A 23,782-nucleotide genomic window follows, 5' to 3' on the forward strand; every position below is an offset into this window, starting at 1 on the left:
CGGCGCAGACGCACTTGCTCCGGATCCAGGAGACACACCATGGACTTCAACGTCGCTGACCTCAGCCTCGCTGCCTACGGCCGCAAGGAGATCGAGCTCGCCGAGCACGAGATGCCGGGCCTCATGGCCATGCGCGAGCGCTACGGCAAGGAGCAGCCCCTCGCCGGCGCCCGCATCGCCGGCTCGCTGCACATGACGATCCAGACCGCCGTGCTGATCGAGACCCTCGCGGCCCTCGGCGCGGACATCCGCTGGGCCACCTGCAACATCTTCTCCACCCAGGACCACGCCGCCGCCGCGGTCGTCGTCGGCCCGCCCGCCAAGGGCGGGACCCCCGAGGACCCGCAGGGCGTCCCCGTCTTCGCCTGGAAGGGCGAGACCCTCGCCGAGTACTGGGACGAGGCGGAGAAGGTCTTCGACTTCGCCGAGGGCGGCCCCAACATGCTCCTCGACGACGGCGGCGACATCACCATGCTGCTGCACCTCGGTGTCGAGTACGAGAAGGCCGGCAAGGTCCCGTCGCAGGACTCCACCGACAACGAGGAGTTCAAGGAGGTGCTGCGCGTCCTGGCCCGCTCGCTCGAGGCCGACCCGCAGCGCTGGACCAACCGCGCCCCCCTCGTCAAGGGCGTCTCCGAGGAGACCACCACCGGTGTGCTGCGTCTCTACGAGCGCTTCAAGGAGGGCACGCTGCTCTTCCCGGCGATCAACGTCAACGACTCGGTCACCAAGTCGAAGTTCGACAACAAGTACGGCTGCCGCCACTCGCTCGTCGACGGCATCAACCGCGCGACCGACGTCATGATCGGCGGCAAGGTTGCGGTCGTGTGCGGCTACGGCGACGTGGGCAAGGGCTCGGCCGAGTCCCTGCGCGGCCAGGGCGCCCGCGTCATCGTCACCGAGATCGACCCGATCTGCGCGCTGCAGGCCGCGATGGACGGCTACGAGGTCAAGCGCCTCGAGTCGGTCGTCGAGACCGCCGATATCTTCATCACCACGACCGGCAACTTCAACATCATCACGGTCGAGCACTTCCACAAGATGAAGCACCAGGCGATCGTCGGCAACATCGGGCACTTCGACAACGAGATCAACATGGCGGGCCTCGCCAAGATCCCGGGCATCGTCAAGGACGAGATCAAGCCGCAGGTCCACCAGTGGATCTTCCCGTCCGAGGACGGCAAGCCCGGCAAGAAGATCATCGTGCTGTCCGAGGGCCGCCTGCTCAACCTGGGCAACGCCACCGGTCACCCGTCCTTCGTGATGTCGAACTCCTTCACCAACCAGGTGCTGGCCCAGATCGACCTCTTCACCAAGGCCGACGAGTACGCCCTCGGCGTCCACGTGCTGCCCAAGCACCTCGACGAGGAGGTCGCCCGGCTGCACCTCGACGCCCTCGGTGTCGAGCTGACCGAGCTCTCCAAGGAGCAGGCCGCCTACCTCGGCGTCCCGGTCGAGGGGCCGTACAAGCCCGACCACTACCGCTACTGAGCGGCATCCGGCCTGCCCGGACCCGCCTCTCCGGTCATGGCGCCAGCCCTAGACTGGCGCCATGACTGACCTTGTCGAGCCCGCGCGCGGCAGCGTGCTCGTCGTCGACGACGACGCCTCCCTGGCGGAGATGCTCTCCATCGTCCTGCGCCAGGAGGGGTTCGACAGCCGCATCGTCGGTCGTGGCGACGTCGCCCTCGACGCCTTCCGCGACTACAAGCCCGACCTGGTCCTCCTCGACCTGATGCTCCCCGGCAAGGACGGCATCGACGTGTGCAAGGAGATCCGCGCCGAGTCGGGGGTGCCGATCGTGATGCTGACCGCGAAGGGCGACACGATCGACGTCGTGCTCGGCCTCGAGTCCGGTGCCGACGACTACATCATCAAGCCGTTCAAGCCCAAGGAGCTCGTCGCCCGCATCCGCGCGCGCGTGCGCCGCAACGACGCCGCCCCCGACGAGGGACTCACGATCGGCGACGTCTCGATCGACGTGGCCGGCCACTCGGTCACCCGCGACGGTGCGCCGATCAACCTCACGCCACTCGAGTTCGACCTGCTGGTCTGCCTGGCGCGCAAACCGTGGCAGGTCTTCACCCGCGAGGTCCTGCTGGAACAGGTCTGGGGCTACCGCCACAGCGCCGACACGCGGCTGGTCAACGTGCACGTCCAGCGCCTGCGCTCCAAGGTCGAGCACGACCCGGAGAACCCGGAGGTCGTGGTGACCGTGCGCGGTGTCGGCTACAAGGCCGGCAAGTCCTAGCCGTCGCATGAGTCGTCGATGAGCCTGGTCGACCGGTTGCCGCCGGTGCTGCGCCACGGGCCTGCCTTCTGGCGGCGCTCGGTGCAGGCGCGCGTCGTGGTGAGCACGCTGCTGCTCTCCGCGGCGGTGGTCGGCGTCGTCGGCTGGTTCCTCATCCAGCAGACCCGCGACGGCCTGCTCGAGAACCGCGTCCAGGCCGTGGTGGCCGAGGCCGAGGGCGAGACGCAGGCCGCCCGCGAGAAGCTCGCCGCGACGCCCGGGGTCGACGTCAACGAGTCCGCCCAGCAGGAGGCGCTCGTCGAGCCGATCCAGGCCCGCGGGGCGACACGCGGCTTCGCGGTCGTGCTGTCACCGCCGATCAGCGAGGGCGTACGCCTCGCCGACGGCGGTGCGAAGTTCACCGAGGGGCTCAATCTCGCGAGCGTGCCCGAGGCGATGCAGGCCCGCTTCGACCAGGCGTCCGGGACCGCGTGGTCCTACACCGACATCACCACGACCAAGGAGGTCGCGGGCCTCACCCCCGGGCCCGGCATCGTCGTCGGCAGCCAGGTGCGCCTCCCCGCCGACGGCAACACCTACACCCTCTACTACCTCTACCCGCTGGCCGAGCAGCAGGAGACGCTCGCGCTGGTGTCCCGCGCGATGCTCATCGCCGGCGTCCCCCTGCTGCTCCTGGTCGCGCTGCTCACCTGGCTGGTCACCCGGCAGGTCGTGACCCCGATCCGCATGGCGCGACGGGTCGCGGAGCGACTGGCCGCGGGACAGCTGCAGGAGCGGCTGCGGGTCACCGGCGAGGACGACCTCGCCCGGCTCGCCACGTCCTTCAACCAGATGGCCTCCAACCTCCAGAAGCAGATCCGCCAGCTCGAGGAGCTCAGCCGCCTCCAGCGCCGGTTCGTCTCCGACGTCTCCCACGAGCTGCGCACCCCCATCACCACCGTCCGGATGGCCAGCGACGTCATCCACGACGCCAAGCCCTTCCTCGACCCGGTGACCGGCCGCGCCGCCGAGCTGCTGCAGAAGGAGCTCGACCGCTTCGAGACGCTGCTCGCCGACCTCCTCGAGATCAGCCGCTTCGACGCGGGCGCGGCGGTGCTCGAGGCCGAGGACGTCGACCTCGTCGAGGTGGCGCGCCGGGTGGTCGACATGACGTCGGTCCTGGCCGCGCAGCGCGACACGCGGGTCGTCCTGCACGACCCCGGCACGCCCTGCGTCGCCGAGGCGGACGTACGCCGTGTCGAGCGGATCGTGCGCAACCTGGTCACGAACGCGATCGACCACGCCGAGAGCAACGACGTCGAGATCTTCGTCGGCGCCGACCGGCAGTCGGCCGCGATCGCCGTGCGCGACCACGGGGTCGGCCTCGGGCCGGGGGAGTCCGCGATGGTCTTCAACCGGTTCTGGCGCGCCGACCCCGCGCGGGCGCGCACCAGCGGGGGCACCGGCCTGGGCCTGTCGATCTCCCTGGAGGACACCCACCTCCACGGCGGGTGGCTGCAGGCCTGGGGCCGTCCGGGGGAGGGGGCGCAGTTCCGCCTCACCCTGGCCCGCACCCTCGGCACCCAGCTGCGCCACTCGCCGCTGCCGCTGGTGCCCGACGACGCCCGGGAGACCGCATGAGGACGCGTACGGCCTCCCGCTGGCTCGGGCTGCTGGCCGCCTCCGCCCTGCTAACCGGCTGCGTCCAGATGCCGACGTCCGGGCCGGTCGTGGAGTCGGAGGTGACCGGCGACTCCGACGACGCGCCGGGCATCTCCTACGACCCCCGCCCGCCGCAGGAGGGTGCGCCGGCCGCCGACATCGTCGACGGCTTCCTCGAGGCGATGCAGGCGACGCCCGTCGGGACGACCGTCGCGCGCCAGTTCCTCTCCCGCGAGGCCGCCGAGACATGGGTCCCGGAGAAGCAGATCATCACCTACGGCGAGCTCGGCGACGCCTCCGTCGGGACCGAGGTGCGGATCCCGCTGACCGACGTCAACCGCTACGACGCCCGTGGTGCCTGGGAGCGCACCCAGCCCGAGGCCGCGCTGACCGTCGGCCTCGTCGAGGAGGACGGCGAGTGGCGCATCGACGACGTCCCGGACGCCCTGATCGTCCCGGAGACCTGGTTCGGTGACTGGTACGAACGCGCCTCGCTCTACTACTTCGACCCCTCCGCCGAGGTGCTGGTGCCCGAGCCGGTCTTCGCACCGCGCGGCGACCAGTTCGCCTCCTCGCTCGTGCGCGGCCTCGTCACCCCTCCGTCCGCCGAGGAGGCGGACGTCGTCCGCACCTTCTTCCCGCCGGGCACCACCCAGGGGTTGGCCGTGCCGATCGTGTCGGGCATCGCGCGCGTCGCGCTCAGCGGTGACCCGGACGCGGTCGACGACGAGACCGCCGACCGGATGCGGGCGCAGCTCGCGTGGACGCTGCGGCAGGACGACCGGATCAACGCCATCGAGCTCAGCGTCGGCGGACAGGCCTTCGGCGTCACCGGCAGTCCCCAGTTCGGGCTGGAGTTCGGCAGCGGCTACGACCCCAACGGGGCCGACGTGAGCGGTGAGCTGTTCGCCCTCGACCGGGGCCTGGTCGTCGCGGGGAGCCTCGGTGGGTTCGAGGAGACCCTCGGCCCCCTCGGGCAGCAGGACTACGGCCTGCGCTCGATCGGGGTCAGCATCGACGGGTCGCGGGTCGCCGGCGTCGCCGGAGGCGGCACGATCCTCGTCACGGCGCCGACCGAGGCCCCGAGCGGCGAGGTCGCGACCGTGATCTCGGGCGCGGTGGACCTCGCCGCGCCCAGCTGGGACCACCGCGGCCGGACCTGGGTCCTCGACCGCGGGCGGGGGACGGCGCGCATCTTCCTGACCGCGGACGGATCGGCGCGCGAGGTGGACGTGCCCGGCCTCAGCGGCCGGCGGGTCACCAAGCTCCTCGTCTCGCGCGACGGCACGCGGCTGGTGGCGGTGCTGCGCGGTCGTACGGCCGACACGGTGGTCTCCGCCCGGGTCCGCCACGACTCGTCCGGCGCGGTCGTGGGCTTCACGCCGCTCACCACGCTGCCGGTCCCGCTCGAGGGCGACGCGCGGGTGCGCGACATCGGCTGGCGCTCGCCCACCACGGTCTCGGTGCTCAGCGACATCACGCCGCTGTCGCAGTCGGTGCGGACCGTGTCGGTCGACGGCGCGCCCGGGGAGGTCACCACCACCGGCACCAGCAGGCTCCGCGGTCCCAACCGCGTGCTCGTCTCCTCGCCGGTCGACCGCCCCGTCGCGACCGAGGTGTACGCCCTCGCCGGCCGCGCGGTCACCAGCCTCAGCCGGCCGGAACGCACCGTCGCCGACCTGCCGCAGGGCCTCACGTCGCTGACCTACGTCGGCTGAGCCTCCCCGGGGTCTCCACAGGCCCGGCCCCGCCGGTTGTCGCGACCGGGCGGACCTGCTGCGATGGGTCGGGTGCTCGACGAGGCGCTCGACCTGTTCCTCGGCAGCCGGTGCGTCGGGTGCGACCGGCCCGGCCGGATGCTGTGCGTGGCGTGCCGCAGCGGCCTGTCCACCGGCGCCCGCACCGCCTGGCCCTCCCCGGTGCCGGACGGGCTCGTCACCCCGTGGGCGGCCGAGGAGTACGACGGTCCGGTGCGCGCGCTGGTCGTCGGCCACAAGGACCGGGGCCAGTGGCGTCACCGCCGCGTGCTGGGCGGGCTGCTCGCGCAGGCCGTGCGCGCCGCGGTGGCGGACCTCGACCCCGCCGTGCCGGTCCTCCTGGTGCCGGTGCCGTCCCGTCCGGGAGCCGGGCGGGCCCGTGGCTACGAGGCGACCTCCGCCCTGACGCGTACGGCGGCGGCGCAGCTGCGCGACGAGCGCCCCGTCGCCGTCGCACCCCTCCTCGCGTCGCGGGGCGCGGCGGACCAGGCGGGTCTCGACGCGGCCGGCCGGGCGGCCAACCTGGGCGGCTCGATGCACTGCCCCACGGCGACGCTGGCTCACGCCGGGCGGCGCCGGCGCGAGGCGTACGTCGTGGTCTGCGACGACGTGCTGACGACCGGGTCCACGGCGCGGGAGGCCCAGCGAGCGCTCGAGGCCGTCGGCCTGCCGCCCGTCGCCGTCGCCGCCGTCGCGGCGACCCGCAGGCGTGCGGGACCGACAGGTGGCCCGACAGTTGGCCCGCGGCCGATCACGGGCTAGCGTCTCTTCATGGAGTCCGCCCGGGTCCGTGGTTGCGTCACGGAGAGGGGTGCGCGCGGCACCAGCAGGTGCCTCGCGGGGCCCGACCCGTGGCAAGCCGATGCCAGTCGCAGGCGAAACGGTCCACGTAAGTCCGAGGGAGACGCGTCCGACGCGGGGCCCGACGGACGATCACGGTGCGGCTTAGAAGTAAGTCCTGCCCCGTCCCCGGCACCAGACGTGCCGGACGCCGGGAGAAGGCCAGTAGTGACGGAGAAGTTGCGAACGCTTCAGCAGGCGGTTGTGGGGTCGAAGACCAGGTCGGCCGGGCGGACTCCATCCCACCCTGCCCCGGCGGTAGGCGCCGCGGCCCATGGAAGGGTGCGGTCCGCTCGCTAGTTGAGGAGGTTCACATGGAGGTTGTGGTCACGGGACGGCACTGCGAGGTGTCCGATCGCTTCCGCGAACATGTCTCGGAGAAGCTCACCCGTCTGGAGAAGCACGACCACCGCATCATGCGGGTCCAGGTGGAGGTGGAGCTCGAGAAGAACCCCCGGCAGCACGACCGGGCGACCAAGGTCGAGCTCACCGCGTTCTCCAAGGGCCCCGTCATCCGGGCCGAGGCCGCCGCGGAGGACAAGATGGGTGCCCTCGACCTGGCGCTGGACAAGATGCAGTCGCAGATGCGGCGCGCCGCCGACCGCAGGCGCGTGCACAAGGGGCGCAACTCGCACGTCGGCGTGGGCGAGGCCCTGGCCGCCCTGCCCGAGGTGGAGGACGGTGTCGAGGAGGACGGCGTCACCGAGCGCAAGGTCGGACCGATCACAGTCACCGGTGACGGACCGCTCGTGGTCCGCGAGAAGTCGCACTCCGCGGTCCCGATGACCCTCGACCAGGCGCTCTACGAGATGGAGCTGGTCGGGCACGACTTCTACCTCTACGTCGACAAGGAGAGCGAGCGGCCGGCGGTCGTCTACCGCCGTCGCGGCTACGACTACGGCGTCATCTCGCTCGACGTGAACGAGTGACCCACGGCAGCACCACGCGTCGGTCACGCGCGCATGACATGATGCGCGCGTGACCGAAGCATCCGGCTCTGCAGCAGGCACCGAACCCGTGCGCGTCCTGGTCGTCGACGACCAGGAGCTCTTCCGACGGGGGCTGATCATGCTGCTCGGTGGCGACACCGACATCGAGGTGGTCGGCGAGGCAGCGGACGGCATCACCGCCACCGAGCTCGCGATCACCACCGCGCCGGACGTGATCCTGCTCGACGTCCGGATGCCGCGTCGCACCGGCGTGGAGGCGTGCCGGGCCATCAAGGAGGCCGTCCCGGCCACCAAGATCATCATGCTGACGGTCTCCGACGAGGAGGCCGACCTCTACGAGTCGGTCAAGAACGGCGCCGCCGGCTACCTCCTCAAGGACTCCTCGATCGAGGAGGTCGCCCAGGCGATCCGCGTGGTCAACGAGGGCCAGTCCCTCATCAGCCCGTCGATGGCGGTCAAGCTGATCGACGAGTTCAAGCAGATGTCGAAGCCCGAGCGCGAGCAGGGTCCGGCGCTGCGGCTGACCGAGCGTGAGCTCGAGGTGCTGCGGCTCGTCGCCAAGGGCCTCAACAACCGCGAGGTGGCCAAGGAGCTGTTCATCTCCGAGAACACCGTGAAGAACCACGTCCGCAACATCCTGGAGAAGCTGCAGCTGCACTCGCGGATGGAGGCGGTCATGTACGCCATGCGCGAGAAGTTGCTGGACCTGCCCTGAGACCGAGGCACGAGGTCACAGGGTCGGCCAGCAAGGTCGAGTGACCCCACGTCCGAGCTTGCGAGGACGTGTCGGGTCGTATCGAGACCCGCTGTCGGTCCGCTCTGGTTGAGTACGGACGGTGGACCAGCTGACCCGGCTCCAGGCCCGACGCATCGCGCTGGCCGCGCAGGGGTTCTGCGACCGCCCGCACGCCACGCCGTCGACGAGGACCTTCGACCGCACCCTCGCCCGCACGGGCGTGCTGCAGGTCGACTCGGTCAACGTCCTGCAGCGCGCCCACTTCATGCCGCTCTACTCGCGGATGGGGCCCTACGACGTCGACCTGCTGCGACGCGCCGCCGAGCGCCGGCCACGCCGCGTCGTGGAGTACTGGGCCCACGTGCAGGCGTTGATGCCGGTCGAGCTCTGGCCGCTGATGCGCCACCGGATGGAGAAGTACCGCTCGGAGCGCGGCAAGTGGGGCTTCGTCGCCTCCGACCCCGACCTCGAGCAGCGGGTGCTCGCCGCCGTCCGCGATCGCGGTCCGGTGACCGCACGCGACCTGGAGGACGAGTTCAGCACCGGCCCCCGCACCAGGGAGCACTGGGGCTGGAACTGGTCCGAGGCACGCAAGGTGCTCGACTACCTCTTCCTCGTGGGCGACGTCGCCATCGCCGGGCGCACCAGCCAGTTCGAGGTCGTCTACGACCTGCCGGAGCGGGTGCTGCCCGCGGCGGTCCTCGACGCCCCGACCCCGACGGAGCAGGAGGCGGTCACCGAGCTCGTACGCCGCGCCGCCCGCTCGCACGGCGTCGCCAGCGCCGCCTGCCTGGCCGACTACTACCGCCTGCGGCTCCAGCCCGCCCCCGGCAGGGCGAGCACGAAGGTCGCCGTCGACGAGCTCGTGGAGTCGGGCGAGCTCATCCCCGTGACCGTGCAGGGGTGGAAGCGGCAGGCCTACCTCCACCGCGACGCCCGCCTCCCGCGACGGGTCACCGCCCGGGCCCTGCTCAGCCCGTTCGACCCGGTGGTCTGGGAGCGCGACCGGGCCGAGGCGCTCTTCGACTTCTTCTACCGCATCGAGATCTACGTCCCCGCGCCCAAGCGCGTGCACGGCTACTACGTCCTGCCGTTCTTGCTCGGTGACCGGCTGGTCGCGCGGGTCGACCTCAAGGCCGACCGGGCCAACCGGGTCCTGCTCGTCCCGGGCGCCTTCGCCGAGGACGCCGCGCCCCCGGAGACCGCCGAGGAGCTCGCGGCGGAGCTCTGGCGCCTGGCCGGCTGGCTCGGGCTCGACGACGTCGTGGTCGGCACCCGCGGTGGCCTCGCGGGCGACCTGGCGCACGCATTGGGAGCACCGTTGGGGCGGTAGGTACAGTTACCACTCGTGCCTGCCATCATCGACAAGCTGCTCCGCATCGGCGAGGGCAAGATCATCCGCGAGCTCGAGGCCGTGTCCAAGGCCGTCAACGCCATCGAGGACGACTTCGTCAAGATGACCGACGACGAGCTGCGCGGGATGACCGACGAGTTCCGCGAGCGCCTGTCCAACGGCGAGACGCTCGACGACATCATGCCCGAGGCGTTCGCGACCGTCCGCGAGGCCTCCAAGCGGGTGCTCGGGATGCGTCCCTTCGACGTCCAGGTGATGGGCGCCGCCTCGCTCCACCTCGGCAACATCGCCGAGATGAAGACCGGTGAGGGCAAGACCCTCGTCGCCGTGCTCCCCGCCTACCTCAACGCCCTCGAGGGCAAGGGCGTGCACGTCGTCACGGTCAACGACTACCTCGCCAAGTTCCAGTCCGAGCAGATGGGCCGCGTGCACCACTTCCTCGGCCTGACCACCGGCGTGATCCTGCCGTCGATGCGCCCGGCCGAGCGCCGCGAGGCCTACGCCTGCGACATCACCTACGGCACCAACAACGAGCTCGGCTTCGACTACCTGCGCGACAACATGGCCGACTCCGTCGAGGAGTGCGTCCAGCGCGGCCACAACTTCGCCATCGTCGACGAGGTCGACTCGATCCTCATCGACGAGGCCCGCACGCCGCTGATCATCAGCGGCCCGACCCAGGACGAGGTCAAGTGGTACGCCGAGTTCGCCAAGATCGCGCGGACCCTCCTGCGTGACACCGACTACGAGGTCGACGAGAAGAAGCGCACCATCTCCGTCCTCGAGCCCGGCATCACCAAGGTCGAGGACCACCTCGGCATCGACAACCTCTACGATTCGGTCAACACCCCGCTCATCTCGTTCCTCAACAACTCCATCAAGGCCAAGGAGCTGTTCCGCAACGACAAGGAGTACGTCGTCATGGACGGCGAGGTGCTCATCGTCGACGAGCACACCGGGCGCATCCTGGCCGGCCGCCGCTACAACGACGGCCTCCACCAGGCCATCGAGGCGAAGGAGGGCGTGACCGTCCGCGAGGAGTACCAGACGCTCGCCACGATCACCCTCCAGAACTACTTCCGCCTCTACGACAAGCTCTCCGGCATGACCGGCACGGCCATGACCGAGGCGTCCGAGTTCGACAAGATCTACAAGCTCGGCGTGACGCCGATCCCCACGAACCGGCCGATGCAGCGCGTCGACAACGTCGACCTGGTCTACCGGACCGAGGAGGCGAAGTACGAGGCCGTGGCCGACGACATCGCCGAGCGCCACGAGAAGGGCCAGCCGATCCTCATCGGCACGGTCTCGGTCGAGAAGTCGGAGTACCTCTCCAACCTGCTCAAGAAGCGCGGCATCCCGCACACCGTCCTCAACGCCAAGCAGCACGCCGACGAGGCCAAGGTCGTCGCGCTCGCAGGTCACAAGGGCGCGGTCACCGTCGCGACCAACATGGCCGGTCGAGGCACCGACATCATGCTCGGCGGCTCGGTCGACTTCCTCGCCGACCAGGAGCTGCGCAAGCAGGGGCTCGACCCGGTCGAGGACCCCGAGGCGTACGACGAGGCCTGGCCGTCGATGGTGGAGCGCATCAAGGCGCAGGTCGCCGCCGAGCACGACGAGGTGCGCGAGCTGGGCGGCCTCTACGTCGTCGGCACCGAGCGCCACGAGTCGCGCCGCATCGACAACCAGCTGCGTGGTCGTTCCGGCCGTCAGGGCGACCCGGGTGAGTCCCGGTTCTACCTGTCGCTGCAGGACGAGATGATGCGGCTGTTCAAGTCCGAGTGGGTCGACCGCATCCTCACCGTGCTCAAGGTCCCCGACGACGTGCCGATCGACGCCAAGCGCGTCAGCAACGCCATCGCGGGCGCCCAGGCCAACATCGAGTCGCAGAACTTCGAGTCGCGCAAGAACGTCCTCAAGTACGACGACGTGATGAGCCGCCAGCGCGAGGTCATCTACGCCGAGCGTCGCCGCGTCCTCGAGGGCGCCGACCTCGGCGAGCAGATCCGCGGCTTCCTCGACGACGTGATCGCCGGCTACGTCCGCGGCACGACGGAGGGCTACGCCGAGGACTGGGACCTCGACGGCCTCTTCACCGCGCTCGGTCAGCTCTACCCGGTCGGCCTCACCAAGGACGGCGTCGTCAAGGCCGCCGGTGGCGTGGACGGCCTGACCCGCGAGCAGCTCATCGAGGACCTCCAGAAGGACGTCCAGGAGGCGTACGACCGCCGCGAGGACGAGATGGGCGAGGAGGTGCAGCGCGAGCTCGAGCGCCGCGTCGTCCTGTCCGTGCTCGACCGCAAGTGGCGCGAGCACCTCTACGAGATGGACTACCTCCGCGAGGGCATCTACCTGCGCGCCTACTCCCAGCGCGACCCGCTCGTGGAGTACCAGCGCGAGGGCTTCGACATGTTCGCCGCCATGATGGACGGCATCAAGGAGGAGTCGGTCGGCTTCCTGTTCAACCTGCAGGTCGAGGTCGAGGAGGAGGTCGAGGACGACGACGAGGTGACCCCGGCCGCCCCGCAGGTCTCGGCGGCGACGCCGCAGATCGACTTCGCCCAGGCCGCCGCCCGCGCTCCGGGCGCCCAGCCCGCCGAGTCGGAGCACCAGCACACCCCGACGATCCGGGCACGTGGCCTCGACAAGCCGAGCCGTCCGCGGAACCTGTCCTACAGCGCGCCGTCGGAGGACGGCGAGGCCGAGGTGCACGCCGCTCCGGACGCCGAGGACGACCCGTTCGCCGGCGTCGGTCGCAACTCGCTGTGTCCCTGCGGCTCGGGCCAGAAGTTCAAGCGCTGCCACGGTGCCCCCGGCGGGGCCTCGGGCTACACGACGCGCGCTGGCGGCTGAGGGTCAGCCCCAGCTCAGCGCCACGCACTGCCAGCGGTCCCGCACGACCTCGAAGCGTGCGGCGACCGCTCGCGAGCGGCGTCCGTAGCGCACGTGCGCGCTGGCCTCGACGGCGTCGGCGCGGATGAGGGCCGTGCGGACCCCGACCACCACCGGGCGCGCCGGGTTGGACCCGCGGGGCGCCCCCGGCGCGGTGCCCGCGGCGGCCGCCACGGTGCGCGCCCGGCGGGACAGGTCGTCGTAGACCTCCGGGAGCGTGTGGCGCAGGACCTGTGAGACGGGTCGGTCGCCCGCGGCGATCTCGACGACGGCTGCGAGGTAGCGCGCGATGATCGCGTCGACCTGACTGCGCTCGGCGCGGGGCGCGAGGACGAGGTCGTTGCTGCGGGCCAGCCGCGGACGCGGCCGCGGGGGAGCGGTGCGCGGGGTGAGGTCGAGGGCCAGCGATCCCTGGACGCTCGTCGCGACGGGTCCGGACCGCCGGAGGACGATGACCTCGGCGTGCGTGCTGTCGGGTGTGGCCATCATCGTGCTCCGTCCTGGTCGGTGGCGGGCAGGCGCAGGACCTGCCCCGGGTGGATGACGTCGGGGTCGTCCCCGACCTCGGCGTGGTTGGCGGCCCAGATGGCGCGCCAGCGCTCGTCGGTGTCGCCGTCCCCGGGGTGGGCGACGGCGATCGACCACAGCGAGTCGCCGCGGCGTACGACGTAGGGCGCGAGCGCGGGGGTCGCGACGGGCGGGTCGGCCGCCCGGGCCACCGCGCGCTCGGGGAGGGCGAGTCCGGTCAGGAGCCCGCGCGCGTCGCCACCACCCGCGTGGGCCGGCAGGGCCGTCCCGGCAGCGACGGCGGCCCCGCAGGCGAGCAGGACCAGCCTCCGGGTGGCGGTGCGCGCGTCGGGCGTGCACCCGCGCGCGAGGTCGCGCACGGCGACCGTGGTCAGGAGCCAGAGCCGCCCGAGACCCACCACCAGCACGCTCGTGCAGCCCGCCACCAGCACGGCGATCGGCCGGTCGCTCCCGACCGCGTGGACCGCGTCGCGCCAGGCCGCGGGCGCCGAGGCGGCTGCGGCCGCGGTCGCGCCGCCGACGACCAGCCAGACGGCGAACGGACGGCCGAACCGTACGAGATCCCGAGACACCGCATGATCCTTTCGTTTGCGTGCGTTTGCATCATCTAAAGCGGGTTCAGATGTGCTGTCAAAGGTTTCTCCACAGGTGCTGTCCGGCCTACGCTCGGGCCATGACGTGGGAGACCGAGCTGTTCGCGCTGCTCGACGACCTCGAGGGCCAGGCCGCGGCGGCCTGGGAGTCGGACCGGGAGGCGGAGCTCGCCGACCGTGCGAGGACGGAGTACGCCGCGGTCACGCTGGCCAGCCGCCTGATGGCGACCCGCGGCGACGAGGTGGCGCTGGACGTGCCCCACGTGGGCAGGGTCGAGGGCAGGCTGTCCCGCGTCGGCGAGCAGTGGTGCCTGGTGGCCGCCCGCGGTCAGGACTGGATCGTGCCGCTCCACGCGGTGTCGGCGGTCCACGGCGCCAGCGAGCGCTCGGTCCCCGAGGTGGCCTGGTCCCCGGTCGACCGGCTCAGCCTGCGCGCCGCCCTGCGGCGCCTCGCCGACGCGGGCGCCCGGTGCCTGCTGCACCTGGCCGACGGCACCCGCCACGAGGCGTACGTCGCGCGCGTCGGCGCCGACTTCCTCGAGGTCCGGGGCGCCGCCGGCGGGACCGTGCTGGTGCCCTACGCCGGGCTGGTCGCGGTGCAGAGCCGCGACGACTGACGCGTCAGGTGGCCTCGACGTCGTAGGGCGGGACCTGGCCCTCGGCGAGGGTGTTGCGCGAGGCCGCGGCCTCCGCCTGCTCGCGGTCGACCTCGGCCATCGCCTCGGTGATGTGCTTGCGCACGATCGAGCGCGGGTCGAGGTCGCGCAGCTGGAGGTCGGCGTAGTCCGGCCCGAGCTCGCTGCGCAGCTCGTCGCGCGCGTTGTGGGCCAGGCCCCGCGCCCGGTGGAGCAGGTGGGCGGCCTGGCGGGCGAGCTCGGGGAGCTTGTCAGGGCCGAGCACCACGACCGCCACGAGGGCGATCACGGCCAGCTCGAGCAGCCCGACGTCGAACATGCCTTAGAACCTAGCGTCTCGACCGAGGCCGGGTCAGAACTTGCTCGACGGAGTCAGGCCGAGCTGCATCCCGGCCAGCCCGCGCCCACGACCGGACAGGGTCTGCGCCACCCGGGTGAGCTCGCGCGCCGCCGGGGCGACCGGGTCGGCCTCCACGATCGGCTTGCCGACGTCGCCGCCCTCGCGCAGCGAGATGTCGAGGGGGATGTGCGCGAGCACCGGGACGTCGTAGCCGAAGCGCTCGGAGAGCGTCTGCGCCACCCGCGTTCCGCCGCCGCTGCCGAAGACCTCGAGGCGGTGGTCGTCCTCCGGGGGGCAGTGGGGGCAGGGGAGGTAGCTCATGTTCTCCACGACCCCGACCACCCGCTGGTGCATCATCGAGGCCATCGTGCCCGCGCGCTCGGCGACCTCCGCGGCCGCCTCCTGGGGGGTCGTGACGACGACGACCTCGGCGCTCGGCAGGTGCTGGCCCAGCGATATCGCCACGTCGCCGGTGCCCGGGGGCAGGTCGAGGAGGAGCGCGTCGAGGTCGCCCCAGTAGACGTCGGCGAGCATCTGCACCAGTGCACGGTCGAGCATCGGGCCGCGCCACGCGACCACCTGGTCGCGCCGCGGCTTGAGCATGCCGATGGAGATCACCGACACGCCGCTGGGGGTCGGCACGGGCATGATCAGGTCGTCGACCTGGGTCGGACGCGTGTCGGCCACGCCCAGCATGGCGGGGACGGAGTGGCCGTAGATGTCGGCGTCGACGATGCCGACCTTGAGGCCCTGGGCGGCCATGGCGATCGCGAGGTTGACGGTCACCGACGACTTGCCCACACCGCCCTTGCCGCTCGCGATGGCGTAGACCTTGGTCAGCGAGCCGGGCTGGGCGAACGGGATCTCGCGCTGCGCGCGACCGTCGCTGAGGATCTCCTTGAGGCCGGCGCGCTGCTCCGCGGTCATCACGCCGAGGGTGAGGTCCACCGAGGCGACGCCCGGGACCCTGGTGACGGCCGCGGTCACGTCGCGGTCGATGGTGTCCTTGAGCGGGCAGCCGGCCACGGTCAGCAGCACGTGGACCGCGACGGAACCGTCCTCGGCGACCTCGACGGAGTCGACCATCCCCAGGTCCGTGATCGGGCGCTTGATCTCCGGGTCGTTGACGGTCGCGAGGGCGTCCATCACCTGCTGCTGCGTGGGGGTGCTCATGATGGTGAAGTCTACGAGCCGCCCCGTGACCTCACGGTCCCGGCTCGTCCTCGGGCTCCTGGCGCGACAGGTCCTCGATGTCGCTCATCAGCCCGCGCAGCTCCGAGCGGAGGAAGTCGCGGGTCGCGACCTCGCCGACGGCCATCCGGAGGGAGGCGACCTCGCGGGCCAGGAACTCCATGTCCGCGTGGGCGCGGGCGTTGGCCTGGCGGTCCTGCTCCTGCACGACCTTGTCGCGCTGCTCCTGCCGGTTCTGGGCGAGCAGGATGAGCGGAGCGGCGTACGACGCCTGCAGGCTGAGCATGAGCGTCAGGAAGATGAACGGGAACTCGTCGAAGCGCAGGTCCCCGGGCGCCAGGACGTTCCAGCAGATCCACGCCGCGACGAACAACGTCATCCACAGCAGGAACTTCGCGGTGCCCATGTAGCGCGCGAACGACTCGGCGAAGACACCGAACGCGTCGGCGTCGACCGTCGGGCGCCGCACGATCGGGCGACGGGCCTCGCGGGGAGTGTCGAGGCGGGGGCGACGGCTCTCGCTCATCCGGCCCTCCCCGCGGTGGGTCCGCCGTTGATGCTGCCGGGCCGTGGCGCGCGGTCGCGCCAGCCTTCGGGCAGCATGTGGTCGAGCAGGTCGTCGACCGTGACCGCGCCGAGGAGGCGGCCCTCGTCGTCCACCACCGGCGCGGCGACGAGGTTGTAGGTGGCCAGGTGGGCGGCGACCTCGTCCATGGTGGCGTCGGCCCGCAGCGGGTCCATCGACTCGTCCAGCGCGGCGGCGACCAGAGTCGAGGGCGGCTCGCGCAGCAGCCGCTGGATGTGGGCGGCGCCGAGGAGCCGTCCGGTGGGCGTCTCCAGCGGCTGGCGGCAGATGTAGACGAGGGCGGCCACCGACGGGGTGAGCTCGGGGTTGCGCACGTGGGCGAGGGCGTCGGCGATGGTCGCGTCGGGGGAGAGGATCACCGGCTCGGGGGTCATCATCGCGCCCGCGGTGTTGTCGTCGTACGACATCAGGCGCCGTACGTCCTCGGCCTCGTCGGGCTCCATCAGGCCCAGGAGCGTCGCGGCGGTCTCGGGGTTGAGGTCGGCGATGAGGTCGGCGGCGTCGTCGGCCGACATCTCCTCGAGGACGTCCGCGGCGCGCTCGGAGTCGAGGTGCTCGAGGATCTCGACCTGGTCCTCCTCGGGCAGCTCCTCGAGGACGTCGGCGAGCCGCTCGTCGTCGAGCGCGGCCACGACGGCCGTACGCCGCTCCGGCGGCAGGTCGTGGATCATGTTCGCCGCGTCCGCGGGTCGCATGTCGTTGAGTGCCGCGATGAGGTGGGTGGCGCCCTGGGTCGGCTCGTGGACGGTGAGCCCGGTGACGTCGCGCCACTCCACGACGTGGGTCTGGCCGCGGCGGCGGAAGCCCTTGCTCGCCTCCTGCACGGCGACCCGCGAGAGCACCCAGTCGCGGTTGCGGGCCTGCTCCATGGCGACGTCGTAGACCACGCCGGAGACGCCGGACTCAGTGATCGTGACGGTCCGGTCGAGCATCTGGCCCATGACCAGCGTCTCGGTCGAGCGCTGCTCGAACCGGCGCATGTTGAGCAGCCCCGTCGTGTGCACCTGACCGCTGTCGATCGCCGTGATCCGTGTCATCGGGACGAAGATCCGGCGCCGCCCGAAGACCTCCGCGACCATGCCCAGCACCCGCGGCTGGCTCGTCTCGGTGCGGATCGCGACGACCAGGTCGCGGACCTTGGCCACCTGGTCGCCCTGGGGATCGAAGATCGGAAGTCCGACGATCCGGGCCACGAAGACGCGGGTCGGAGTGGTGCTCACGGAGGGAACGTTAGCGTGCCGGGCCGCTGCGCGAACCCCGCCCACGCGCGTGCGGGTGGTGTACCCTGACGTCGCACGAGTCACTTCTGTCACATCGATCGGGCCCGTGCCGACGCGTCGTGGACGTGTGGGGGACAGCCTGGTCGGGCAACCTCGACGACGCCACTTCCCCGACGACTGTGAGGCCACAGCCAATGCCCGGCACGACCATCTCCCCGCGCCCGTCCACCACCAGGCGCCGCCGCCTCGGCGTGCTCGCAGTCGCGCTCGCGACCGCCGTCGTCCTCGCACCGACCGCACCGGACGCCCCGGCCGCACCGGCCGGCGCCGCCACCGTGTCCGCCGGCACGTCGACGGCGGACCCGACCGCCACCACCCGCAACGCGGCGCTCACCGTCGACCAGACGACGCCCGCCACGTTCTTCCGGCTCGGCAACTTCAACGTCCTCGGCGCCGACCACACCGCGCCCGGCGGCAACCGCAAGGGCTGGGACTCCGGCGTGGTCCGGATGGACCGCGTGGTGACGCTGCTCAAGGAGCGCGAGCTCGACGTGGTCGGCTTCCAGGAGTTCCAGCCGCCGCAGGCCACGCGCTTCGGCGAGCTGATGGGCAGCACGTGGCAGACCTACCCCGGCATCAACAACCCCGCCGGCCCGTCGGTCAACTCGATCGGGTGGAAGACCGACGTGTGGACGCTCCTCGAGGCGCGCACCATCCCGATCCCCTACTTCGACGGCGTGCCGAGCCGGATGCCGGCCGTGCTGCTACAGAACATCTCGACCGGTCGCAAGGTGTGGTTCTTCAACACCCACAACCCGGCCGACACCCGCGGCAACGCCCAGCAGCACCGCAACACCGGGTTCGCGATGGAGGTGGCCCTCGCCAACGAGCTGCGCGCGGCGTACCCCGACGCGCCCTTCATCTCCCTGGGTGACAAGAACGAGCGCGGCAGCGACTACTACTGCGCGGTCGCGCCGGGCTCGGACATGTGGTCCGCCAGCGGCGGCTACGTCCAGGGCACGACCTGCTCGCCGCCCACCGACGGGGCGATCGACTGGATCATGGGCACCAAGGACGTGTTCTTCAACACCTACACCCGCGTGTGGAACGACTACGTCTCCAAGACCAGCGACCACCCCCTCTACACCGCCAACGCCGTGGTTCCCGCGTCGCGACCCGTCGGCGTGGACCACGTCGTCGTGGTCGCCGTGCCGGGCCTCACCTCGACGGTCGTCCGCAGCTCCAGCGTGGGCGAGATCAAGCGGATGACGGAGAACGGCGCGTCCACCGGCAACGCCCGCACCGTTGCCGAGAACACCGGTCCGGACGCGAACCTGATGTCCGTCCTCACCGGTCGCCGCGTCTTCCCCAAGCGCGGTGGTCACGGCGTCGGGTCGACGACCAAGCTCCCGACCACGGTGCACCAGTCGGCGGGGCAGTACGTCTCGAGCATCTTCGACCTCGCGCACAACATGTCCCACCGCACGATGTTCGTCTCCAGCCGCCAGGACACCCAGCTCATCCTGCGCAGCTGGAACCGCAAGACCGGCGGCAAGGACCCCTACGGCATCGACGACGGCCCCGCGAAGATCGACACCTTCAAGATCAAGAAGGACGACGCGACCGCGGTCGGCCTGTGGCGCGACCGGATCGCCAAGCGTCCGGCCCGACTGAGCGTCATCGAGCTGTCGTCCGTCCTCGACGAGGGGCTCCGCGGCGGCTTCCGCGGCCCGGCCTACCAGAAGGCGGTGCGCAAGACGTTCCAGAAGGTCGCCGCCATCCGCCGCTCGATCGCCAAGCAGCCCGAGATGGCGGGGCGCACCCTGCTCGTCGTCACCGGCACCGGCGGGGCGCAGAAGTCCAAGGGCTCCTCGCGCACCTGGGCCGAGAGCTACCGCGTGCCGATGTGGGTCACCGGCCCGGGCGTCCCCGCGGGCAGCGACCTCTACGGCCTCAACCCGGCCTTCGTCTCGCCCGGCAAGGCGCAGGCGCCCTACTCCGGGAACCAGCCCATCCGCGTCGGCGACCTCACCAACCTGGTGACCCGCACCCTCGGCCTGCCGCCGGTGCCGGGCTCGTCGATGGACCCCGAGCAGCGCTTCCAGGTGTACGACCCGTTCCTGGTGCCCGGCAACTGAGGGCCGCGTTAGGCTTGGTCCTCCGAGCCGTCCCCTGACGGCGCCCCCGGCGCACGGCTCACCTCTCGACGAAGGCTGGCCGTGACCCACCAGGACCCCCCGACGACGCCGCGCGGGCCGCGCTGGCGGCGTGCGGAGGTCTGGGCCCCGGTGGTGGCGCTGGTCGTCGTGGCCGCCGTCGTCTGGGCGTCGTTCTGGTCCGGACCGACGGTGGGCGGGGCGACCGACGCCAGCGTCGGCGCTTCCCAGGACGGCACCCCCGGCTCGTACGACGCGGACCCCGAGACCGGGGGGTCCGACGGCGAGGACGGTGAGGAGCCGGACGCGACGGGCAACCAGGGCGCCGAGGTAGGGCACGTCGCCCCCGAGGAGCTCGAGGAGTCCGTACGCCGCTTCCGCGCCGCCCAGCGCAAGCTCGCCGACCGGGTCTCGGCGCAGCTGCGCAAGCGGACCGCGCCCTTCGTGTTCCGCGTCGCGAGCTTCAACGTGCTCGGCGACTCGCACACCGGTCCGGGCGGCAACAAGCCCGGCTTCCCCGACGGCAGCCCGCGCATGGACATGGCCATCGCCGCCCTGCGCAACAACGACATCGACGTGGTCGGCTTCCAGGAGTTCGAGCAGAGCCAGTACAACTTCTTCACCGCCCGGGCCGGTGAGTACGCGACCTACCCCGGGATGGCGCTCGGCAACAAGTCCGTCCGCTTCAACATCGCCTGGCGCACCAGCGTGTGGACCTTCGTCGACGCGCACACGCTGTCGATCCCGTACGCCGGAGGCAGCCGCATCGACATGCCGGTGGTGTTGCTGCAGTCCAACGAGACCGGGCGCCGCGCCTGGTTCGCCAACTTCCACAACCCCGCGGACACCCCGAGCCTGGGCAACAACGGCCGCTGGCGTGCGGAGGCGGCGGGCATCGAGATCTCCCACCTCACCGAGCTGGCCCAGTCCGACGGCTACCCGGTCATCGCCACCGGCGACTACAACGAGCGCGAGGAGATCTTCTGCCGCTTCACCGCAGGGGGCGTCTTCACCGCCGCCGCGGGCGGGAGCTCGGCCGGCGGCTGCGCCCCGCCGCCCCGGATGCAGGTCGACTGGATCTTCGGGTCCACGGGCGTCGCGTTCTCCGACTACGCCGTCACCGACACGGGCAGGGCCTCCGACCACGCCATGGTGCACTCCACCGCCACCCTGACCGGCGACGAGTAGGTCCGGGCGCTCGATATACTCCGCCGCGTGAGGTCCCTGAGCCAGCTGCGGCGTCCCGGCGCGCTGGACGTCCTCCGGATCGACGGCGACGCCATCGTCCTCGGCGCGTCGCGCGAGCGGCTCGTCGACATCGCCTTCGACGGCCGGCGGATCTGGTCCTTCTGGCTCGTCCGCGACGGGGAGCAGCGCGAGGACGGCGTCCACGTGGTGTGGCCCAAGCCGCTGCGCCCGTTCCTCGACGGCGTCACCGACGTGACGATGACCGACCCCGGCACCGACACGGTCCTCTACTCCCAGACCGTCCGGTTTGGCGACCGGCCCGAGCGGATCGACGTGGTCAACCCGGCCGGACGCCCCCTCGCGATCGACAAGTCGCTCAAGCTCGTCGAGACCTTCGACACCCGCGACGCCGCCCAGGTCGAGCCGCTCCTCGACGCGATCGACGAGGTCCTCGGGGCGCTCCGTGCGGTGGGCCTCGACGCGTTCCTGGCCTACGGCACCGCGCTCGGCGCGATCCGCGACGGCGGCCTCATCGGCCACGACAGCGACGCCGACCTGGGCTACGTCAGCTCCCACGACCACCCCGTCGACGTGATCCGGGAGTCGTTCCGGATCCAGCGCGCGCTCACCGACATGGGCTACCGCGTCACCCGCTACTCCGCGATCGCCCTGAAGGTCCACGTGGAGGAGAGCGACGGCCTCGACCGCGGCCTCGACGTGTTCGGCGGCTTCATGCGCGACGGCATCCTCTACCTCATGGGCGAGATCGCCGTGCCGTTCCGGCGCGACTGGATCTACCCCCTCGGCCGGGCCTCGCTCGAGGGCCGCGAGTTCCCGGTGCCGGCCAACGCCGACAAGTTCCTCACCGCGACCTACGGGCCGCGGTGGCGCGTGCCGGACCCGGCCTACAAGTTCACCACCCCGGCGAGCACCATCGAGCTGTTCAACGGGTGGTTCCGCGGCATGCGCACCGGCCGCGCGGGCTGGCACGGCTACCACAAGCGCACCATCCACCTGGAGCCGTCGGTCACCGACGTCGCCCGGCAGGTGGCCGAGCGGCACCCGGACCTCGCGACCTACGTCGACATCGGGTGCGGCCGGGGGGCCGACGTGGCGTTCTTCGCCGACCGGGGCGTCAACGCCGTCGGCCTCGACTTCCAGCCGTACGCCTACGACGCCGAGGCCGAGCGCCGTGCGGACGACCCGCGGGCGACGTTCCAGCTGTTCAACCTCCTCGAGCTGCGCCACGTGCTGGCCGTCCCGGCCTGGATCGCCCGGATGCCCGGCCCCCGGGCCGTCGGGTGCGTGCATGTGGTGGAGCGGCTGGGGCGGCGCGGTCGCCTCAACATGCTGCGGGCGTCCCGGATGGTGCTCGCGGGCACCGACGGCACCCTGCACCTGCAGTTCCTGAGCGAGAAGGGCCGCGACGGCTACGCTCGCCGCACCGGTGCCCGCAAGCCGCTCGACCCGGCGATCGTGCTCGCCGAGGTGGCGGAGTCCGGTGGCCGCGTGCTCGAGGACGTACGCACCCGGGTGTCGGCCGAGCCCGGGAGCTCGCAGGTGTGCCGCATGATCATCGACTGGAACGCGTGAGGTGGGGAGCTGACATGTTCGGACGTGGCAACCGTGTGGGGAACCGGGCCGGGCTCGGCGGCGGCGACCTCGAGAAGCGGGTGGCCGCCCTCGAGGAGGCCGTGCAGGAGAACCGCGCCCTCAACGTGCGGCTGGCCGAGCTCACCGACGTCGTGACCGAGCTGCTGCTGCCGGTCGCCGCGCGCGACGAGGAGAGGCTGGAGGAGCTGCTCGGGAAGTACCGCGGGGACTTCTCTTGAGCCCAGGCTCCCGGGGCGCCGGCGGGCCACGCCGGGTCTTCCTCCACATCGGCCTGCCCAAGACCGGCACGACCTACCTCCAGCAGGTGGTGTGGAGCAACCGCGACCGGCTGCGCTCCGCCGGGGTGCACCTGCCCGGGTTCGGGCACCGCGAGCACCTCTGGGCAGCACTCGACCTCCAGGAGCGACCCCGCCTGGCCAAGCGCCACCCCGACGCACCCGGCGCCTGGCAGCGCCTCGTCGACGAGGCGAGGGCCCAGCAGTCCGACGTGCTGATCACCCACGAGTTCTTCTGCGGCGCGAGCGCCGGGCAGGCCGCCCGCGCGCTCGCCGCGTTCGGCGAGGCCGAGGTGCACCTCGTCGTCACCGCCCGCGACGCGGCGAGCACGGTGCTCGCCGGGTGGCAGGAGTCGGTCAAGAACGGCAGCACCGTCGGCCTCGACGAGGTGATGGCGGGCGAGCCCGCCGGCGGCCCGGAGTTCAGCATGCGCACCTGGGACCTCGCCGGGGTGCTCGAGCGCTGGACGCCCGACCTGCCGGCCGAGCGCGTGCACGTCCTCGTGATGCCCGGGCCCGGCGAGCCGCGCGGGCTGCACTGGCGGCACTTCGCGCAGGTGCTCGGCCTCGACCCCGCGGCGTACGCCGCACCCGACGACGCGGTCAACCCCGCCCTCGGCATCGTCCAGGTCGAGACCCTGCGCCTGGTCAACCAGTACCTCCCGAAGTACTCCGCGCAGGAGCGCGGCACGTGGATCCGCGGCTACCTCGCCGAGGACCTGCTCGCCCGGCAGCCCCGCGAGCGGGCGGGCCTGCCCGAGCAGCACCGCGCCCGCTTCGAGGAGCTAGACGCGGCGGCGACGGCGCTCGTGCGCGAGCGAGGGTTCCACGTGCTGGGCGACCTCGCCGGCCTCTCCGGGGGCGGCGCGGCCGCCCGCGGACGCCTCCCCGGAACGGTCTCGGCGCAGGAGATCGCCGAATCGGCCGCCCGGATGGTCGCTGATATCGTGGCGGACGTCCGCGCGAGCACCCAGGACGTGGTGCCGCGGTCCCGGGGGAGTCGCTGACCCGGGTGCCGGAGGGCACCCTGAG

The 23,782-nt window shown here is 71.9% G+C and carries 21 protein-coding genes; 15 read left to right on the forward strand and 6 right to left on the reverse strand.

Translation table 11 applies throughout. The features are described from left to right. The first annotated feature begins 39 nt into the window (after nt 1–39). The 9 genes from ahcY to secA all read left to right on the forward strand — a co-directional run bounded on the left by ahcY (nt 40) and on the right by secA (nt 12,385). Entirely contained in the window at nt 40–1,491 is a 1,452-nt protein-coding gene (ahcY, locus tag F4692_RS12930; protein ID WP_179620023.1) for an adenosylhomocysteinase, read from the forward strand. 61 nt (nt 1,492–1,552) lie between these two features. Continuing rightward, entirely contained in the window at nt 1,553–2,251 is a 699-nt protein-coding gene (gene mtrA, locus F4692_RS12935; protein WP_179620024.1) for an MtrAB system response regulator MtrA, read from the forward strand. Between the two features lie 18 nt (nt 2,252–2,269). Then, nucleotides 2,270–3,871 carry an MtrAB system histidine kinase MtrB gene (mtrB, locus tag F4692_RS12940; protein WP_179620025.1) on the forward strand — a complete coding sequence of 534 codons (1,602 nt, stop codon included), beginning with the start codon at nt 2,270–2,272 and terminating at the stop codon, nt 3,869–3,871. Then, nucleotides 3,868–5,610 (forward strand): LpqB family beta-propeller domain-containing protein, encoded by a 1,743-nt coding sequence (locus tag F4692_RS12945; protein WP_179620026.1) that lies wholly within the window; start codon nt 3,868–3,870, stop codon nt 5,608–5,610. Before mtrB ends, F4692_RS12945 begins: the two co-directional genes overlap by 4 nt. 63 nt (nt 5,611–5,673) lie before the next feature. Continuing rightward, nucleotides 5,674–6,411, forward strand: a complete 738-nt coding sequence (locus F4692_RS12950; protein ID WP_179620027.1) for a ComF family protein — start codon at nt 5,674–5,676, stop codon at nt 6,409–6,411. 392 nt (nt 6,412–6,803) lie between these two features. Further along, on the forward strand, nt 6,804–7,418 hold the full coding sequence (gene hpf / locus F4692_RS12955; protein ID WP_179620028.1) for a ribosome hibernation-promoting factor, HPF/YfiA family: 615 nt from the start codon (nt 6,804–6,806) through the stop codon (nt 7,416–7,418). Nucleotides 7,419–7,467: 49 nt separating this feature from the next. Then, on the forward strand, nt 7,468–8,154 hold the full coding sequence (locus F4692_RS12960; protein ID WP_308645293.1) for a response regulator: 687 nt from the start codon (nt 7,468–7,470) through the stop codon (nt 8,152–8,154). Between the two features lie 121 nt (nt 8,155–8,275). Then, the gene (locus tag F4692_RS12965) at nt 8,276–9,508 is read left to right on the forward strand and encodes a winged helix-turn-helix domain-containing protein (protein WP_179620029.1); all 1,233 of its coding nucleotides are present in this window, start codon (nt 8,276–8,278) and stop codon (nt 9,506–9,508) included. A gap of 15 nt (nt 9,509–9,523) precedes the next feature. Beyond that, nucleotides 9,524–12,385 carry a preprotein translocase subunit SecA gene (gene secA, locus F4692_RS12970; protein WP_179620030.1) on the forward strand — a complete coding sequence of 954 codons (2,862 nt, stop codon included), beginning with the start codon at nt 9,524–9,526 and terminating at the stop codon, nt 12,383–12,385. A gap of 3 nt (nt 12,386–12,388) precedes the next feature. Here secA and F4692_RS12975 read toward each other — a convergent pair whose 3' ends face one another. Both F4692_RS12975 and F4692_RS21590 read right to left on the reverse strand, forming a co-directional pair. Then, a complete protein-coding gene (locus tag F4692_RS12975) occupies nt 12,389–12,910 on the reverse strand; it encodes an Rv3235 family protein (RefSeq protein WP_179620031.1) in 522 nt (173 codons plus the stop codon). Beyond that, nucleotides 12,910–13,524 carry a LysM peptidoglycan-binding domain-containing protein gene (locus F4692_RS21590; RefSeq protein ID WP_179620032.1) on the reverse strand — a complete coding sequence of 205 codons (615 nt, stop codon included), beginning with the start codon at nt 13,522–13,524 and terminating at the stop codon, nt 12,910–12,912. Before F4692_RS21590 ends, F4692_RS12975 begins: the two co-directional genes overlap by 1 nt. Nucleotides 13,525–13,625: 101 nt before the next feature. Between F4692_RS21590 and F4692_RS12985 the strand changes: the two genes are divergently transcribed. Further along, nucleotides 13,626–14,162 carry a hypothetical protein gene (locus F4692_RS12985; RefSeq protein WP_179620033.1) on the forward strand — a complete coding sequence of 179 codons (537 nt, stop codon included), beginning with the start codon at nt 13,626–13,628 and terminating at the stop codon, nt 14,160–14,162. A 4-nt stretch (nt 14,163–14,166) separates the two neighbouring features. Here F4692_RS12985 and F4692_RS12990 read toward each other — a convergent pair whose 3' ends face one another. From F4692_RS12990 to F4692_RS13005, 4 genes are read right to left on the reverse strand one after another with little or no spacing between them, the layout of a single operon-like run. Further along, a complete protein-coding gene (locus F4692_RS12990; RefSeq protein ID WP_179620034.1) occupies nt 14,167–14,499 on the reverse strand; it encodes a sec-independent translocase in 333 nt (110 codons plus the stop codon). A 33-nt stretch (nt 14,500–14,532) separates the two neighbouring features. Continuing rightward, nucleotides 14,533–15,693: an Mrp/NBP35 family ATP-binding protein gene (locus tag F4692_RS12995; RefSeq protein WP_179620035.1), complete on the reverse strand. Its 1,161-nt coding sequence runs from the start codon at nt 15,691–15,693 to the stop codon at nt 14,533–14,535. 31 nt (nt 15,694–15,724) lie between these two features. Further along, entirely contained in the window at nt 15,725–16,237 is a 513-nt protein-coding gene (locus F4692_RS13000) for a DUF1003 domain-containing protein (RefSeq protein WP_179620036.1), read from the reverse strand. Next, nucleotides 16,234–17,517: a magnesium transporter MgtE N-terminal domain-containing protein gene (locus tag F4692_RS13005; protein WP_179620037.1), complete on the reverse strand. Its 1,284-nt coding sequence runs from the start codon at nt 17,515–17,517 to the stop codon at nt 16,234–16,236. Before F4692_RS13005 ends, F4692_RS13000 begins: the two co-directional genes overlap by 4 nt. 194 nt (nt 17,518–17,711) lie before the next feature. Here F4692_RS13005 and F4692_RS13010 point away from each other — a divergent pair, with 194 nt between their 5' ends. The 5 genes from F4692_RS13010 (at nt 17,712) to F4692_RS13030 (ending at nt 23,757) form a co-directional block, all read left to right on the forward strand. Then, nucleotides 17,712–19,655 carry an exonuclease/endonuclease/phosphatase family protein gene (locus F4692_RS13010; protein WP_179620038.1) on the forward strand — a complete coding sequence of 648 codons (1,944 nt, stop codon included), beginning with the start codon at nt 17,712–17,714 and terminating at the stop codon, nt 19,653–19,655. A gap of 81 nt (nt 19,656–19,736) precedes the next feature. After that, nucleotides 19,737–20,861 carry an endonuclease/exonuclease/phosphatase family protein gene (locus tag F4692_RS13015; RefSeq protein WP_179620039.1) on the forward strand — a complete coding sequence of 375 codons (1,125 nt, stop codon included), beginning with the start codon at nt 19,737–19,739 and terminating at the stop codon, nt 20,859–20,861. A 27-nt stretch (nt 20,862–20,888) separates the two neighbouring features. Beyond that, a complete protein-coding gene (locus tag F4692_RS13020) occupies nt 20,889–22,454 on the forward strand; it encodes a class I SAM-dependent methyltransferase (protein ID WP_179620040.1) in 1,566 nt (521 codons plus the stop codon). Then, the gene (locus F4692_RS13025; RefSeq protein ID WP_179620041.1) at nt 22,451–22,693 is read left to right on the forward strand and encodes a DUF6752 domain-containing protein; all 243 of its coding nucleotides are present in this window, start codon (nt 22,451–22,453) and stop codon (nt 22,691–22,693) included. Before F4692_RS13020 ends, F4692_RS13025 begins: the two co-directional genes overlap by 4 nt. Then, nucleotides 22,690–23,757 carry a hypothetical protein gene (locus tag F4692_RS13030; protein WP_179620042.1) on the forward strand — a complete coding sequence of 356 codons (1,068 nt, stop codon included), beginning with the start codon at nt 22,690–22,692 and terminating at the stop codon, nt 23,755–23,757. The genes F4692_RS13025 and F4692_RS13030 overlap by 4 nt, the downstream gene beginning before the upstream one ends. Nucleotides 23,758–23,782: the final 25 nt, after the last annotated feature.

The sequence above is a fragment of the Nocardioides cavernae genome (assembly GCF_013410035.1).
Taxonomy (GTDB): Bacteria; Actinomycetota; Actinomycetes; order Propionibacteriales; family Nocardioidaceae; genus Nocardioides; species Nocardioides cavernae_A.

What these genes read in the sequence shown, in the direction of transcription:
- ahcY (WP_179620023.1), top strand. Translation starts at nt 40, where the DNA reads ATGGACTTCAACGTCGCTGACCTCAGCCTCGCTGCCTACGGCCGCAAG.
- mtrA (WP_179620024.1), top strand. Translation starts at nt 1,553, where the DNA reads ATGACTGACCTTGTCGAGCCCGCGCGCGGCAGCGTGCTCGTCGTCGAC.
- mtrB (WP_179620025.1), top strand. Translation starts at nt 2,270, where the DNA reads ATGAGCCTGGTCGACCGGTTGCCGCCGGTGCTGCGCCACGGGCCTGCC.
- F4692_RS12945 (WP_179620026.1), top strand. Translation starts at nt 3,868, where the DNA reads ATGAGGACGCGTACGGCCTCCCGCTGGCTCGGGCTGCTGGCCGCCTCC.
- F4692_RS12950 (WP_179620027.1), top strand. Translation starts at nt 5,674, where the DNA reads ATGGGTCGGGTGCTCGACGAGGCGCTCGACCTGTTCCTCGGCAGCCGG.
- hpf (WP_179620028.1), top strand. Translation starts at nt 6,804, where the DNA reads ATGGAGGTTGTGGTCACGGGACGGCACTGCGAGGTGTCCGATCGCTTC.
- F4692_RS12975 (WP_179620031.1), bottom strand. Translation starts at nt 12,910, where the DNA reads ATGGCCACACCCGACAGCACGCACGCCGAGGTCATCGTCCTCCGGCGG.
- F4692_RS12985 (WP_179620033.1), top strand. Translation starts at nt 13,626, where the DNA reads ATGACGTGGGAGACCGAGCTGTTCGCGCTGCTCGACGACCTCGAGGGC.
- F4692_RS12990 (WP_179620034.1), bottom strand. Translation starts at nt 14,499, where the DNA reads ATGTTCGACGTCGGGCTGCTCGAGCTGGCCGTGATCGCCCTCGTGGCG.
- F4692_RS12995 (WP_179620035.1), bottom strand. Translation starts at nt 15,693, where the DNA reads ATGAGCACCCCCACGCAGCAGCAGGTGATGGACGCCCTCGCGACCGTC.
- F4692_RS13000 (WP_179620036.1), bottom strand. Translation starts at nt 16,237, where the DNA reads ATGAGCGAGAGCCGTCGCCCCCGCCTCGACACTCCCCGCGAGGCCCGT.
- F4692_RS13010 (WP_179620038.1), top strand. Translation starts at nt 17,712, where the DNA reads ATGCCCGGCACGACCATCTCCCCGCGCCCGTCCACCACCAGGCGCCGC.